This window comes from Mesorhizobium sp. YIM 152430 (assembly GCF_029210365.1).
Lineage (GTDB): Bacteria > Pseudomonadota > Alphaproteobacteria > Rhizobiales > Rhizobiaceae > Aliihoeflea.
On sequence record NZ_JARGES010000043.1, the window covers coordinates 166187 to 179273 of the forward strand.

Below are 13087 nucleotides of genomic sequence, written 5' to 3' on the forward strand. Positions count from 1 at the left end.
CCGCCCATTCGAAAGCAGGCGCATGAACTTCATCCTGCGTGATTTCGAGAAGATCGTCTGCGTGGCGATCTTCGCGGCCATGACGGCTCTCGGCTTCGTCAACGTGGTCGTGCGCTACCTGACGAGCTATTCGCTGGCCGCGTCCGAGGAACTTCTGACCAACGGCTTCCTGCTGCTCACCGTGTTCGGGGCGGCCATCGCGGCGCGAACGGGCGACCATCTTGCCGTCACGCTCCTCCATGACCTCGTCCCGCCGCCGGTCCGCAAGGCGATCCTGGCGCTTGCGACCTTTCTGTCCGCGTTTCTTCTCGCGCTTTCCGCCTGGTTCTGCTGGCAACTCGTCACCAACCAGATGGCGAGCGGCATCCGTTCCTATGCGTTGCAGATTCCGGCCTGGTATTACAGCGTCGCCCTGCCTTTCGGCTTCGCCCTGATCCTGATCCGCTATCTGCAATATGCGCGTGACGCCTTTGCCGGCCGCGCCGAAGCCGAGGCCGCCAATGGCTGAGATGATCGGCATCGAGATGGGCGCCGGCACGCAGATGGTGCTGGTCTTCTTCCTGCTCCTGTTCCTCAAGGTTCCGGTCGCCTTCGCGCTCGGCCTGTCCTCGATCTATGCGATGTGGGTCCTGGGCTTCGGCCTCGATCTCGTCGGCGACCTGATCGCCACCGGCATCGCCAAGTTTTCCCTGCTCGCCATCCCGTTCTTCATTCTCGCCGGCACGCTGATGGGCGCGCTCGGCATCGCCGAACGGATGATTCGCTTCTTCCGCGTCCTGATCGGCGGCCTGCCAGGCGGCATGGGCGTCGTCGGCACCGTCGTCTGCCTCTTCTGGGGCGCGGTTTCGGGCTCGGGTCCCGCCTCGGTCGCCGCCATCGGCCCCCTGATCATCAAGGGGATGCACGAGGACGGCTATTCGCGCGCCTTCGCCGCCGGCCTCGTCTGCACGGGCGCTGCGCTCTCCATCGTCATCCCGCCCTCGATCGGGCTCGTAATCTATGGCGTGATCGCCGAGACCTCGATCTCGCAGCTCTTCATCGCCGCGATCATTCCGGGCCTGTTCCTCGGCCTGCTGATGCTTGCCACCCTGCCTTTCGCCAAGCGCCATACCCCGGCAGCCGGAATTTCGGGCGGCAGCCCCAGCGTCGAGGCGCTGATGCCGATGCCCGACGCCGGCCTGCCCTATGGAACGCGTCTGTGGCGGTCCTTCATCGATTCCTTCTGGGGGCTGGTGACGCCTGTGGTGATCCTCGGCGGCATCTACTCGGGCGCCTTCACGCCGACGGAGGCGGCGATCGTCGCCACCGTCTATGCCGTGCTGGTGGGCGGATTTGCCTATCGCACCTTGACCATTCCCAAGCTCTACGAAGCCACCGTCGCGGCAAGCGCCTCGTCGGCCGTCGTCATGCTCGTCGTCGCCTATGCCAGCCTGTTCGGCTGGGTGGTGACCGTGGACGATCTCGTCGGGCAGTATTCGGGCGCGCTGCTCGGACTTTCCGACAATCAATGGGTGATCCTCGTCGTCATCATGCTGATCCTGCTGATCGCCGGCATGTTCATGGACGCGATCACCATCATGTTCATCGCGCTGCCGATCTTCCTGCCGGTCGCGCGCGAACTGGGCTGGGACCCGGTCTGGTTCGGCGTGCTGGTGATGGTGAATCTCGCCATCGGCCTGTTCACCCCGCCGGTTGGCATCAATCTCTACGTGGCCGCCAACATCACCAAGCTGCCGCTGGAACGCATCGCCTATGGTGCACTGCCGTTCCTCGCCACCTGCGCGCTCGGCCTCGCCATCATTGCGGCGTTTCCGCAGATGTCGCAATTCCTCGTCAATGTTCTGAGGTAAACGTGTTTTCAATGACTTGCGAGTCAGGCCACAATGTCGCAGGCACAAATGCATGGCTGCCATGCAAATTGTTGCATTGCACCATCAATGGCACAAGCCTATCTTCGGATCGTCAACGGCCAACCTCCTCCCTGGCCCGAGACAATGACTGCGGTGCACCTCCTCCCGCACCGCACGAAATCAGGCCCGTCGGACCTCCTCCCCCGACGGGCCTTCTTTTTTGCCGAAATTCCGCATCTGCCGCCCGTCGATACGGGGTGGTTCCGCGCGCCGTTCGCCTTTATGAACGGCGGCGACGCAAGATTGTGACCGTGCGGGACGCCGGAAACGGCCAAACGTTTCAACGTCCCGCGATGAGGAGAAGTTGATGCCCCCTTATCGTTCCAGAACCACCACCCATGGCCGCAACATGGCCGGCGCGCGCGGGCTGTGGCGCGCGACGGGCATGAAGGATTCCGATTTCGGCAAGCCGATCATCGCGGTGGTGAACTCGTTCACGCAGTTCGTGCCGGGGCATGTCCATTTGAAAGACCTCGGCCAACTCGTCGCGCGCGAGATCGAGGCTGCGGGCGGGGTCGCCAAGGAGTTCAACACGATCGCCGTCGATGACGGCATCGCGATGGGCCATGACGGAATGCTCTATTCGCTGCCGAGCCGCGAGATCATCGCCGATTCGGTGGAGTACATGGTCAACGCGCATTGCGCCGACGCCATGGTCTGCATCTCCAACTGCGACAAGATCACGCCGGGAATGCTGATGGCGTCGCTGCGGCTCAACATTCCCACCATCTTCGTCTCCGGCGGGCCGATGGAGGCCGGCAAGGTGACCCTTTCGGACGGCAGGACTCATGCGCTCGACCTCGTCGACGCGATGGTGGCGGCGGCCGACGACACCATGTCGGACGAGGACGTCGCCGTGATCGAGCGCTCGGCCTGCCCGACCTGCGGCTCCTGCTCGGGCATGTTCACCGCCAACTCGATGAACTGCCTGACCGAGGCGCTCGGCCTGTCGCTGCCCGGCAACGGCTCGACGCTCGCCACCCATGCCGACCGCAAGCGGCTGTTCCTCGAAGCCGGCCAGCGCATCGTCGGCCTCGCCAAGCGCTACTACGAGAAGGACGACACCACCGCCCTGCCGCGCAACATCGCCTCGAAGGGCGCGTTCGAGAACGCGATGGCGCTCGACATCGCCATGGGCGGCTCGACCAACACCGTGCTGCACATTCTCGCCGCCGCGATCGAAGGCGGGATCGACTTCACCATGGACGATATCGACCGGCTGTCGCGCAAGGTGCCGTGCCTGTCGAAGGTCGCGCCGGCGAAATCGGATGTCCACATGGAGGACGTTCACCGCGCCGGCGGCATCATGGCGATCCTGGGCGAACTCGACCGCGCGGGGCTCATCCATCGCGACCTGCCGACGGTCCATTCGGCGACCCTCGGCGAAGCGATTTCGAGCTGGGACATCGCGGTCACCGACAATCCGGCCGCGCTCGAACTCTTCTCCGCCGCGCCCGGCGGCGTGCCGACCCAGGTCGCGTTCAGCCAGAACGCGCGCTGGAAGGAACTCGACATCGACCGCGAGAAGGGCGTCATCCGCGACGCGCAGCATCCGTTCTCCAAGGATGGCGGACTGGCCGTCCTGAAAGGCAACATCGCGCTCGACGGCTGTATCGTGAAGACGGCGGGCGTCGACGATTCGATCCTGAAATTCGCCGGTCCCGCCCGCGTCTTCGAAAGCCAGGACGACACGGTCAACGCGATCCTGACGAACAAGATCAACCCCGGCGACGTGGTCGTGATCCGCTATGAGGGGCCGCGCGGCGGGCCGGGGATGCAGGAAATGCTCTACCCGACCAGCTATCTGAAGTCGAAGGGGCTCGGCAAAGCCTGCGCGCTCGTCACCGACGGGCGCTTTTCCGGCGGCACCTCGGGACTTTCCATCGGCCACGTCTCGCCTGAAGCGGCCGAGGGCGGCGCGATCGGGCTGGTGCGCGAGGGCGACCGGATCGAGATCGACATTCCGGGCCGCACCATCCACCTCGCCGTCGACGACGCCGAACTGGAAGCACGCCGCAAGGCGCAGATTGCGGCCGGCTGGAAACCCGCCGAAAAACGCAAGCGCAACGTCACGCCGGCACTCAAGGCCTATGCCGCCTTCGCGACGAGCGCGGCCAGGGGCGCGGTGCGACAGGTGCCGGAGATCGACTGAACCAGCGCATGGGCGGGCGACTTTCCTTTTGAAAGGAATTCCGCGAGCGGCTAGACGAAAACCGGAAGTCCGCGCGAAGCGTTCGCACGGGACGAGTTTCAGAAGAGGCGCGGCCCGCATGGCGGCGCCATCACCAGGGAGGATGAGAGCATGAACCTGACGAAAACCCGCCTGGCGGGACTGACCGCGCTCCTGGCCGGCACGCTTCTGGCCGGCGGCGCACTGGCGCAGACCGAAGTGAAGCTCGGCTACGCGCTCGCCGTCGATTCGCATTACGGCGTCGCCGCCAACAAGTGGCAGGAAGTCGTCGAGGCCGGCACGGATGGCCGCTACACCTTCACCCACTTCCCATCCTCCGGCCTCGGCGGCGAACGCGAGGTTCTGGAAGGTCTTCAGATCGGCACGGTCGAGGCGACGATCGTCTCCTCGGGCACGCTGTCGAACTTCGTGCCGGAAGCCGGCGTCTTCGACATCCCCTTCCTGTTCCGCAATCTCGAACATGCCCGCGCCGTCATGGATGGCGAGGTCGGCGACGAGCTTCTGACCAAGTTCGAGGATGCCGGCATGGTCGCGCTGGCCTGGGGCGAGCAGGGCTTCCGCCACATCACCAACAATCGCGGCGCGATCGACGGCCCGGACGACATGGCCGGGCTGAAGCTGCGCACGATGGAAAACCCGGTCCACATCACCGCCTTCGAGACGCTCGGCGCCGCCCCGACGCCGATGGCCTGGCCGGAAGTCATCGGCGCGTTGCAGCAGGGCACGATCGACGGCCAGGAAAACCCGCTCTCCGTCATCACTTCGGCCAAGCTTTCGGAAGTCCAGAAGCATCTGACGCTGTCAGGCCACGTCTATTCGCCGGCCATGCTTCTCGTCTCGCCGGACCTTTGGAACGCCATGTCGGACGAGGACAAGGCCGTCTTCACCGACGGCGCGACCCAGGCCGTCGCCGCCATGCGTGGCTTCGTCGACGAGGTCGAGGCGAGCGGCGTCGAGGAACTGCGCGCGGCCGGCATGGAGGTCGGCGAACTCACCGACGAGCAGAAGGCCGAGTTCCAGCAGGCTCTCGCCGCCGCCTATGACCAGTATTACGGCCAGTACGATCGGGCCTTGATCGAGCAGATCACCGCCGTCGAATAGACCTGCCGGACGACCGGGCCGGTTTCGGCCGGCCCGGTTCCGGCGCCAATGACGCCTTCGCGCCAGTCAGGGTCTTCACGCTCGTAGGGATGTGCCCATGCGGACCGCCGAAAGGATCTTCGTCGAAGCGAACAAATGGGCGCTGATCCTGATTCTCGCCGCCATGTCGGCAATCGTCTTCGCCAATGTGACGCTGCGCTACACGACGAATTTCTCCATCGTCTGGGCCGAGGAAGTCGCGCGCTATCTGATGGTGTGGATGACCTTTCTGGGCGCCGGACTTGCGTTGCGCACCGGCGGTCTCGTCGCGATCACCAATCTGCACGACGCGCTTTCGGCAACGCCGCAACGCGTCATGCGCCTCATCGTCGTGCTGGGGCTGCTCGCCTTCTTCGCCCTGATGATCTGGGTCGGCTATTCCTATGCGTTGCGGATGCGCTTCCAGATGACGCCGGCAACCCGCATCCCCTTTTCGGCCATCTATGCGGCGATGCCGATCGGATTTGCGCTGATGACCGTCCACCTGCTTCTCATCGCCCGCCGCCTGGTGCGTGATAACGCGTTCGATCGCATTGCAGGCATCGACGAAAATTCGGCGGCCGGCGGCTGACATGACCGCGATCCTCTTCGGCTCCTTCCTGATCCTTCTCGTGCTCGGCTTTCCGATCGCCTTCGTGCTGGCGATTTCCGCCTTTCTGGCCGTGGCCTTCGGGTCGAGCTATCCGATGCTGGTCGTCGTCAAGGAGATGTTTTCGGGCCTCGATTCCTTCCCGCTGATGGCGGTGCCGTTCTTCGTCCTGGCGGCCGAACTGATGACCGGCGGCGCGATGACGATGGTACTCCTGCGCTTCGCGGCCCAGTTCGTCGGCCACCTGCGCGGCGGGCTCGGCTATGCGAATGTAATGTCGTCGGCGATGTTCTCGGGCATTTCCGGCTCCGCGCTCGCCGATGCCGCCGGCCCCGGCGCGATGATGACCCGGATGATGGAGAAGAGCGGCTACGACAGGGCCTATGCCGGCGCGCTGACCGCATCGGCCGCCGTGATGGGACCGATCATCCCGCCCTCGATCATCATGATCATCTATGCGCTACAGGTGCGCGAAGTCTCGGTCGGCGGGCTTTTCGTCGCCGGCATCGTGCCGGGCCTCATCATTGCGCTCGCTCTGTGCGCGACCAATTTCGTCATCAGCCGCAGGCGTGGCTACAAGAGCGACGAACCGCGCCCGCCGGTGCACGACATGATCCGCACGACCATCCATGCGATCCCGGCCTTGCTTCTGATCGTCATCATCGTCGGCGGCATCCGCTTCGGCGTCTTCACGCCGACGGAAGCCTCGGTCGTCGCCGTCTTCTACGCGCTCGTCTGCGGCATGTTCGTCTACAGAACGCTGAAGATCCGCGCCTTGCCGGAGATCATCCTGCGCGCCGCGCTGGTCAGCGTCTCCGTTCTGCTCATTCTGGCCGCGGCGCGCGCTTTCGCCTGGGTGCTGATCATCCAGAGCGTTCCGCAGACGCTGGCTGCCGCGATCATCGCGATGGAACTGTCGCCGATCGTCTTCCTGCTCGCCGTCAACGTTCTCCTGCTCGTCTTCGGCCTGTTCATGGACCCGCTGCCGGGCGTGATGGTGCTGGTGCCGATCCTGGCGCCGATCGCGACCATGCTCGGCATCGACCCGACACATTTCGCCGTCGTCGTCATCCTGAATCTGACGATCGGGCTGATCACGCCACCTGTGGGAAGCCTGCTTTTTGTGGTTTCGTCGGCGGTCGATCTGAAGGTCAGTCGGCTGGTGCGCGAAATGCCGCCCTTCCTCATCACTCATCTGATCGTGCTTTTGCTGATCACCTTCGTTCCCGCCTTGTCGACCTGGGCGCCCCGCGCCAGCGGATTTTGACCCCGCGTCAACATTTCGCCATCTTGACGGGAACTTAATTTCACGGAAAGCATTGGACTGTCATAAAGCGTGAAAAACGCGAGGAGGCGTCATGACGACGAATGTCCAGTTTCCCGAACCGGTGATTCTGCGCGCCGGAGACCGGCTGCTCGAAATTCGCGACGCCATGCAGGCGGCCAAGACGCTGGCCGAATCCTGGCCGGCGACGCGCGGCAAATGGTATCACGCCGCCAATCGCGCCTGCCGCAGCGCCGTAAAGGGTGAAACCTCTCCGCAACTGGCGCGCAGCATGTTCGCGCAGGCCGTGGACGAATCGCGCCTCGGCGCCTGATCCCCGCCCCGACAGTTTGTCGCGGATGATTTTGCATGGCTTCCATGCAATTTTTTTGATTGCCGAAATAATTCGCCGATCCTAGATAGAGGAAGTCGACGGATCGACCTCCTCCCCGATCCCGAGACGTCGGCGACGCACCTCCTCCCGCGTCGCCTTGAAATCGGCCCGCCGGACCTCCTCCCCCGGCGGGCCTTTTTCGTGCCTGCGACCCGTCGCGGCTTACGCCCTCTTAAGGGTCTGCCGACATAATCCGGGAATGGCACGACGCAGGAAATCGAAGTCCGGGAAATGGATCGTCACCGGTGCGCTCACGGCAGCGCTGGCGGGCGGCGCCTATCTGTGGCTCGGCGACGACGCGGCCAGACGGCTGCATGACGCGGCGCAAAATCCGCCGGTGAAGATCGAAAGGCCGATTGAGAAGAAGGCCGTGCGGCCGCCGGCGAAGGTCCAGCGCGCAGCACTGCCGAAAGCATCGGTCAGACAGGGAGCGAAGCCGGTGGCGCCTGCGGCGATGCCGGTCGACCGACCGCGCAAGATCGCGGTTCCCAGGCCGTCCCTGGCCGTCAGAAACTAGTCGGCGTTTTCCTCGATCTTCTCCATATCGTCGTCCGACAGGCCGAAATGATGGCCGATCTCGTGGATCAGGACGTGGCTGACGATGTCGCCTAGCGTCTCCTCATTCTCCGACCAGTAATCGAGGATCGCGCGGCGATAGAGCGTGATTCGGTTGGGACCGTCGCCCGATTGCGGGTTCCAGCGCTCGGCGATGCCCTTGCCCTCGAAAAGGCCGAGCAGGTCGAACGGCGTTTCGAGCGCCAGGTCGTCCATGATCTCGTCGTCGGGAAATTCCGCGATGAGAATGACGATCTCGCCCGTCAGTTGCCTGAAGGTTTCCGGCAGATGTGCGTAGGTTTCCAGCGCCAGCAGTTCGAACTCTTCCAATGACGGCGAGAGCTGATCATGCCAGGCGCGCGTTTTATAGATACGGCCCATGAAGCGCCATATAGACCCTTTGCCGGCCGATTTCGACCCCTTCGGGCGAATCAGCGTCGTTCGTCGTCTTCCAGAGTCCGCGCCTCGGAAGGCAGCATGACCGCGATGCCGTCGCGGATCGGATAGGCGAGCCGCGCGTGGCGCGAGACGAGTTCCTGCCGCGCCTCGTCATAGAGGAGGCTGGCCTTCGTCAGCGGGCAGACCAGAAGTTCCAGAAGCTTCGGATCGGCAAGGCGGGATCTGGCGGGCGGATGTGTCGTCATTGAAGGCTTCCGCCCTCCGGATCGCCATCGCGCGCGAGCGCCATCTCGGTGATCGCAATCAACGTTTCCGCGCGGGTCTTGAGGTCGGGCGCCTCGAGCAGCGCCTGCTTTTCCGCCGCGCCATAGGGCGCCATCATCGACAGAGCGTTGACCAGCGAGCGGTTTTCGGCCCGTCGGATCGAATCCCAGTCGGCCTCGAGGTCGTTCGCCTGCAGATAGGCCTGGAAGGCGCGCAGCAGGGCCGGACGGTCGAGTTCGCTCGTGTCAGACCCCTCGTCGAGATCGGCCACGAAGGGCAGGATGCGGCATTGCCGGTAGGGGGATTTGACATGCGCCTCATGGTCGAGCCGGAACCGGCAGACGCCCTGGACGGAGATCAGATAGCGGCCGTCACCGGTCTCGGTGAACGATGTCAGCCGGCCAAGGCAGCCGACCTCGCACAGTTCCGGTTCGCCGTCCTCGCGCAGCGCACCGTCGAGCGCCGGCTGGATCATGCCGATGACGCGCCCCTTCGCCAGTATCGCATCGATCATCGCCAGATAGCGCGGCTCGAAGATGTTGAGCGGCATCCGCCCGCCAGGCAGGAGCAGAGCGCCCGAAAGCGGAAAGACCGGCACCAGATCCGGAATGTCCCTTGCGCTGCGATAGCGTGCGTTTCCCGCCTGCACGACCTGCTCCATCATTGCCCCGGACCGGATGCCGGCCCACGCCGATAATGTGGTGCAGCCGTCGTCAAGCTCAAGGGCGGCGACGGCGCCGTCTCAGGAGAACAGGACGGACGACAGCTTGCGCCGCGCGGAAAGCGTCGCCGGGTCGGTCATGCCCCACGCCTCGAAGAATTTGAGAAGCTGGGCGCGCGCGCCGTCCTCGCGCCATTCGCGATCCGCCTTGACGATGGCGAGAAGCCCGTCCGCCGCCGCATTGCGCTCGCCGCGGGCGTTCTGGATCAAGGCGAGATCGAAGCGCGCCGCGTGATCGTTCGGATCGGCGGCCAGCCGCTTTTCGAGCGCGGCCGGATCGCCGAGGCCGGCGACCTGCTCGTCGAGGTCGAGCCGCGCCTTCACTGCCACGATGTCGGCATGATCCGCCTTGTCGGCCGGAACCTGGTCGAGGACCGACAGCGCGTCGTCCTTCTGGCCGGCGTCGAGCAGCAGCGTCGCGAGCGCGGCGCTCGCCTGCGGATGGCCGGGCTCTTCGGCAAGGACGGCCGAATAGATGCCGACCGCGCCTTGCAGATCGCCCGCCGCGCGCGCGTCGGCAGCGGCGGCGAGCGCATCCTCGATGGCGGGTGCCGCGCCGCCGGGACCTGCGACCTTGTCGATGAATTCGACGATCTTGCTCTCCGGCACCGCGCCCATGAAGCCGTCGACCGGCTGGCCGTCCTTGAAGGCGATGACGGCGGGGATCGACTGGATGCCGAGCTGGCCGGCGATGGCCGGATGCTCGTCGATGTTCATCTTGACGAGCTTGACCCGCCCCTTGGCCGACGTGACGACCTTTTCCAGCGCCGGCTGCAACTGCTTGCACGGGCCGCACCACGGCGCCCAGAAATCGACCAGAACCGGCTGCTTGCGCGATTCCTGCACGACGTCGGCACCGAAGCTGGCCGTCGTCGTGTCCTTGATCAGCCCATCCGCCGGCGCGGCGGAGCCGCCGACGAGACCGGCGCCCCCTTCCATCGAGGCGGCGAAGGCGGGCTGGGCGGGATCGCGGTGCATGGGAACTGTCCTTTCGAGAAAAGCGGGCGCGGCGTGTCGTCAATGTGGCGAAACCGTCGAAACATTCAAGATCAGCGGCTCGTGTCCGGTGGCGCGCAGGAATTTGACCAGGTCATCGGCGCCGATGGAGGTCGTCGCCGTGTTGACCAGCGGATGGGCGTTTATCGTCTCATGCGCCATCAGCGCGGCATCGAGAACGAAGGTGACGGCGCCGTCCTCATCGTTGATCGCGCCGAAGGCGGTGACGGCGCCGGGAAGGACGCCGAGATGGTCCATCAGCTTTTCCAGCTTGCCGAAAGAGACGCGCGAGGCCGCGCCGATGATGTGGTGGACTTGTTTCAGGTCGACTTCCGCCTCCTCCTCGACCGTCAGCAGGAAGAAGCGATCCTTCTTGTCCTTGAGGAACAGGTTCTTGGTGTGTCCACCGGCGATCTGGCCGCGCAGCGACTGCGATTCCCCGACCGTGAAAAGAGGCGGATGCTCGACGGTCTTAACGGCAATGCCGAGTTCGGCGAGCATGGCGAAAAGGTCGTCCGGGGTTCTGGGCATTGGCGCGCTCGCAACGTGACTTCGTGATGCGTCGTCATAGTCGCCAAGGCTCCGTTGCGAAAGCAGGATTGACAAGATTTCCCTGTTGCAATCGCATTCGAGTTCGGCCATATAGGCGCGGTTCCCGGCAGACGCCGGTTGCGAGCGGGTGTAGCTCAGGGGTAGAGCACAACCTTGCCAAGGTTGGGGTCGAGCGTTCGAATCGCTTCACCCGCTCCAGTTTTCCGAACATCAAAAAGCCGCGGCTCGTCCGCGGCTTTTGTGTTTTCGACTGTCAGTCCACATATCGCCTGCGTCAGGCAACGCGATGCACCTGCCGTTGCAGTAAGCACCACGGCGCGTCTGGCATTGGCTCAACTCTCCTTGAGGCGGACGGTCTTGACGATGGCGTGGACCGACGCGCCGCTGGCAAGCGCCATGCGCGCGCCGGAATGACGCGTGATCCGGGCGGTGAGCAGGTCGCCGTTGCAGTCAAGATCGACCAGCAGGTCATGCGGGCGGGCGGGCCGCAACGCGACGATTCGACCGGGAAACACGTTGAGCGTGCTGATTCCCTCCGGCGGCTGGGTGGCGAGGAGGATATCGGACGCGCGCACGAAGATCGATACCTGGTCGCCGGGCCGGTGAGCGGATGGCGGCAGGTGCCAGATGCCGGCTGCCGAACGGAAGAGCGAGAGGCCGCTTCTCGCATCCAGGCGGTCGAATTCCAGCCGCAGGCGCGAACCGCCCTCGTCGCCCTCCGCGCCGGGCAGGAGGTCGAGTCCGGCGAGAATTTCGCGTGCCGGTCCGGCCGCACTGACGCGGCCCCGATCGAGCACGACGATGTCGGAGGCGAGCCGTGCGACCTCGGCGACCGAATGGCTGACATAGACGACCGGCACGCGGGCTTCGTCGCGCAGGCGCTCGATGAAGGGCAGGATTTCGGCTTTGCGCGCATCGTCCAGCGAGGCGAGCGGCTCGTCCATCAGGATCAGACGCGGACTTGCGATCAGCGCGCGGCCGATTGCGACGCGCTGCCTCTCTCCGCCGGAAAGCTTTGCCGGCTTGCGCTCAAGCAGGTGCCCGATGCCGAGAAGCTCGACCGTTTCGGAAAAATCGCCATAGCGCTGCGCACGGGGCACGAAGCGGCGCCCATAGACGAGGTTCTGGCGCACGGTAAGATGCGGAAACAGACGCGCATCCTGGAAGACGTAGCCGATGCGGCGTTTGTGCGGACGCAGGAATGTGCCGTTCTGCGTATCGACAAGCACGCGGCCATCGGTGGCAATGCGTCCCTCTCGGGGTCGCATCAGCCCGCCGATCATGTTGACAATCGACGTCTTGCCCGACCCGGACGGGCCGAAGAGCGCGGTCAGCCTCCCGGCGGAGCGAAAGGCGATGTCGAGCGCGAAATCGCCCATCTGGTGGCGCAGCGCGACGTCGAGGCTCATGCGCCCTCCATCCGGCGCGAAACGCGCCGGGCCAGGACTTCGCTGGCGATGAGCGCAGCCATGGCGACGGCAATGGCGATCAAAGTCAACCGCATCGCACCCGCGCCGCCGCCGGGCACCTGCGTGAAGGTGTAGATAGCGGATGGCAGGGTCTGCGTCTCGCCGGGGATGTTGGAGACGAAGGTGATAGTGGCGCCGAACTCGCCCATCGCCTTGGCGAAGGCGAGGATGGTGCCGGCGATGATGCCGGGCAGCGCGAGCGGCAGGGTGACGGTGGCGAAGACGACGGCCGGATGCGCGCCCAGCGTGCCGGCCGCCTGTTCGAGCTTCGGGTCGACCGCCTCGATGGAAAGCCGGATCGCCCGCACCATCAACGGGAATGCCATGATCGCACCGGCGAGCGCGGCCCCGGTCCAACGGAAGGAGAAGACGAGGCCGAACACGGTTTCGAAGAACTGGCCGAGCGGGCCGCGACGCCCGAAGGCGAGAAGCAGGAGGTAGCCGGTGACGACCGGCGGCAGAATCAGCGGCAGATGGACGATGCCGTTGAGAAGCGCCTTGCCGGGGAAAGACCAGCGCGCCAGCGCATGGGCGACGAGGATGCCGAAGGGCAGGCTGGCGACCGTCGCCCAGCTCGCGACCCAGATCGACAACCGCACGGCGGTCCATTCGTCATCGGAAAGGGACAGCCACTCCATGCGTG

Annotated in this window: 15 protein-coding genes and 1 tRNA gene; 9 read left to right on the plus strand and 7 right to left on the minus strand. The window is 65.1% G+C overall.

Going from position 1 to position 13087, the window contains the following annotated elements:
- The first annotated feature begins 22 nt into the window (after positions 1–22).
- The 8 genes from PZ895_RS13050 to PZ895_RS13085 all read left to right on the plus strand — a co-directional run bounded on the left by PZ895_RS13050 (position 23) and on the right by PZ895_RS13085 (position 8005).
- Positions 23–508 carry a TRAP transporter small permease gene (locus PZ895_RS13050; RefSeq protein ID WP_275839426.1) on the plus strand — a complete coding sequence of 162 codons (486 nt, stop codon included), beginning with the start codon at positions 23–25 and terminating at the stop codon, positions 506–508.
- Positions 501–1850: a TRAP transporter large permease gene (locus tag PZ895_RS13055; protein ID WP_275839427.1), complete on the plus strand. Its 1350-nt coding sequence runs from the start codon at positions 501–503 to the stop codon at positions 1848–1850. The genes PZ895_RS13050 and PZ895_RS13055 overlap by 8 nt, the downstream gene beginning before the upstream one ends.
- A 367-nt stretch (positions 1851–2217) precedes the next feature.
- Positions 2218–4062 (plus strand): dihydroxy-acid dehydratase, encoded by a 1845-nt coding sequence (gene ilvD / locus PZ895_RS13060; RefSeq protein ID WP_275839428.1) that lies wholly within the window; start codon positions 2218–2220, stop codon positions 4060–4062.
- A 150-nt stretch (positions 4063–4212) separates the two neighbouring features.
- Complete coding sequence (locus tag PZ895_RS13065; protein WP_275839429.1) at positions 4213–5202, plus strand: TRAP transporter substrate-binding protein; 990 nt, start codon at positions 4213–4215, stop codon at positions 5200–5202.
- A gap of 97 nt (positions 5203–5299) precedes the next feature.
- Entirely contained in the window at positions 5300–5812 is a 513-nt protein-coding gene (locus PZ895_RS13070) for a TRAP transporter small permease (RefSeq protein ID WP_275839430.1), read from the plus strand.
- A gap of 1 nt (position 5813) precedes the next feature.
- Positions 5814–7097, plus strand: a complete 1284-nt coding sequence (locus tag PZ895_RS13075; RefSeq protein ID WP_275839431.1) for a TRAP transporter large permease — start codon at positions 5814–5816, stop codon at positions 7095–7097.
- A 91-nt stretch (positions 7098–7188) separates the two neighbouring features.
- Positions 7189–7428, plus strand: coding sequence for a DUF982 domain-containing protein (locus PZ895_RS13080; RefSeq protein ID WP_275839432.1), 240 nt, complete (start codon positions 7189–7191; stop codon positions 7426–7428).
- A gap of 259 nt (positions 7429–7687) precedes the next feature.
- The gene (locus PZ895_RS13085) at positions 7688–8005 is read left to right on the plus strand and encodes a hypothetical protein (RefSeq protein ID WP_275839433.1); all 318 of its coding nucleotides are present in this window, start codon (positions 7688–7690) and stop codon (positions 8003–8005) included.
- Here the strand turns inward: PZ895_RS13085 and PZ895_RS13090 are convergent.
- The 5 genes from PZ895_RS13090 to PZ895_RS13110 all read right to left on the minus strand — a co-directional run bounded on the left by PZ895_RS13090 (position 8002) and on the right by PZ895_RS13110 (position 10954).
- Positions 8002–8424: a metallopeptidase family protein gene (locus PZ895_RS13090; RefSeq protein ID WP_275839434.1), complete on the minus strand. Its 423-nt coding sequence runs from the start codon at positions 8422–8424 to the stop codon at positions 8002–8004. The two genes, PZ895_RS13085 and PZ895_RS13090, sit on opposite strands and share 4 nt — an antisense overlap.
- Positions 8425–8474: 50 nt before the next feature.
- Positions 8475–8687 (minus strand): Trm112 family protein, encoded by a 213-nt coding sequence (locus PZ895_RS13095; protein WP_275839435.1) that lies wholly within the window; start codon positions 8685–8687, stop codon positions 8475–8477.
- Positions 8684–9355 (minus strand): LON peptidase substrate-binding domain-containing protein, encoded by a 672-nt coding sequence (locus PZ895_RS13100; protein WP_275839797.1) that lies wholly within the window; start codon positions 9353–9355, stop codon positions 8684–8686. The genes PZ895_RS13095 and PZ895_RS13100 overlap by 4 nt, the downstream gene beginning before the upstream one ends.
- Positions 9356–9448: 93 nt before the next feature.
- Entirely contained in the window at positions 9449–10366 is a 918-nt protein-coding gene (gene trxA, locus PZ895_RS13105) for a thioredoxin (RefSeq protein ID WP_275839798.1), read from the minus strand.
- 78 nt (positions 10367–10444) lie between these two features.
- Complete coding sequence (locus PZ895_RS13110; protein ID WP_275839436.1) at positions 10445–10954, minus strand: prolyl-tRNA synthetase associated domain-containing protein; 510 nt, start codon at positions 10952–10954, stop codon at positions 10445–10447.
- Between the two features lie 144 nt (positions 10955–11098).
- On the opposite strand from PZ895_RS13110, the gene PZ895_RS13115 reads away from it, so the two are divergent.
- Positions 11099–11173: transfer RNA gene (locus tag PZ895_RS13115), tRNA-Gly, on the plus strand.
- A 134-nt stretch (positions 11174–11307) separates the two neighbouring features.
- On the opposite strand, the gene modC is transcribed toward PZ895_RS13115, so the two are convergent.
- Both modC and modB read right to left on the minus strand, forming a co-directional pair.
- The gene (gene modC / locus PZ895_RS13120; RefSeq protein ID WP_275839437.1) at positions 11308–12384 is read right to left on the minus strand and encodes a molybdenum ABC transporter ATP-binding protein; all 1077 of its coding nucleotides are present in this window, start codon (positions 12382–12384) and stop codon (positions 11308–11310) included.
- Positions 12381–13082 (minus strand): molybdate ABC transporter permease subunit, encoded by a 702-nt coding sequence (gene modB / locus PZ895_RS13125; protein WP_275839438.1) that lies wholly within the window; start codon positions 13080–13082, stop codon positions 12381–12383. The genes modC and modB overlap by 4 nt, the downstream gene beginning before the upstream one ends.
- Positions 13083–13087: the final 5 nt, after the last annotated feature.

Excerpts from the sequence above, each read along its gene's own strand:
- PZ895_RS13050 (WP_275839426.1), top strand. The coding sequence starts at position 23 with ATGAACTTCATCCTGCGTGATTTCGAGAAGATCGTCTGCGTGGCGATC.
- PZ895_RS13055 (WP_275839427.1), top strand. The coding sequence starts at position 501 with ATGGCTGAGATGATCGGCATCGAGATGGGCGCCGGCACGCAGATGGTG.
- ilvD (WP_275839428.1), top strand. The coding sequence starts at position 2,218 with ATGCCCCCTTATCGTTCCAGAACCACCACCCATGGCCGCAACATGGCC.
- PZ895_RS13065 (WP_275839429.1), top strand. The coding sequence starts at position 4,213 with ATGAACCTGACGAAAACCCGCCTGGCGGGACTGACCGCGCTCCTGGCC.
- PZ895_RS13070 (WP_275839430.1), top strand. The coding sequence starts at position 5,300 with ATGCGGACCGCCGAAAGGATCTTCGTCGAAGCGAACAAATGGGCGCTG.
- PZ895_RS13075 (WP_275839431.1), top strand. The coding sequence starts at position 5,814 with ATGACCGCGATCCTCTTCGGCTCCTTCCTGATCCTTCTCGTGCTCGGC.
- PZ895_RS13080 (WP_275839432.1), top strand. The coding sequence starts at position 7,189 with ATGACGACGAATGTCCAGTTTCCCGAACCGGTGATTCTGCGCGCCGGA.
- PZ895_RS13085 (WP_275839433.1), top strand. The coding sequence starts at position 7,688 with ATGGCACGACGCAGGAAATCGAAGTCCGGGAAATGGATCGTCACCGGT.
- PZ895_RS13090 (WP_275839434.1), bottom strand. The coding sequence starts at position 8,424 with ATGGGCCGTATCTATAAAACGCGCGCCTGGCATGATCAGCTCTCGCCG.
- PZ895_RS13095 (WP_275839435.1), bottom strand. The coding sequence starts at position 8,687 with ATGACGACACATCCGCCCGCCAGATCCCGCCTTGCCGATCCGAAGCTT.
- trxA (WP_275839798.1), bottom strand. The coding sequence starts at position 10,366 with ATGGAAGGGGGCGCCGGTCTCGTCGGCGGCTCCGCCGCGCCGGCGGAT.
- PZ895_RS13110 (WP_275839436.1), bottom strand. The coding sequence starts at position 10,954 with ATGCCCAGAACCCCGGACGACCTTTTCGCCATGCTCGCCGAACTCGGC.
- modC (WP_275839437.1), bottom strand. The coding sequence starts at position 12,384 with ATGAGCCTCGACGTCGCGCTGCGCCACCAGATGGGCGATTTCGCGCTC.
- modB (WP_275839438.1), bottom strand. The coding sequence starts at position 13,082 with ATGGAGTGGCTGTCCCTTTCCGATGACGAATGGACCGCCGTGCGGTTG.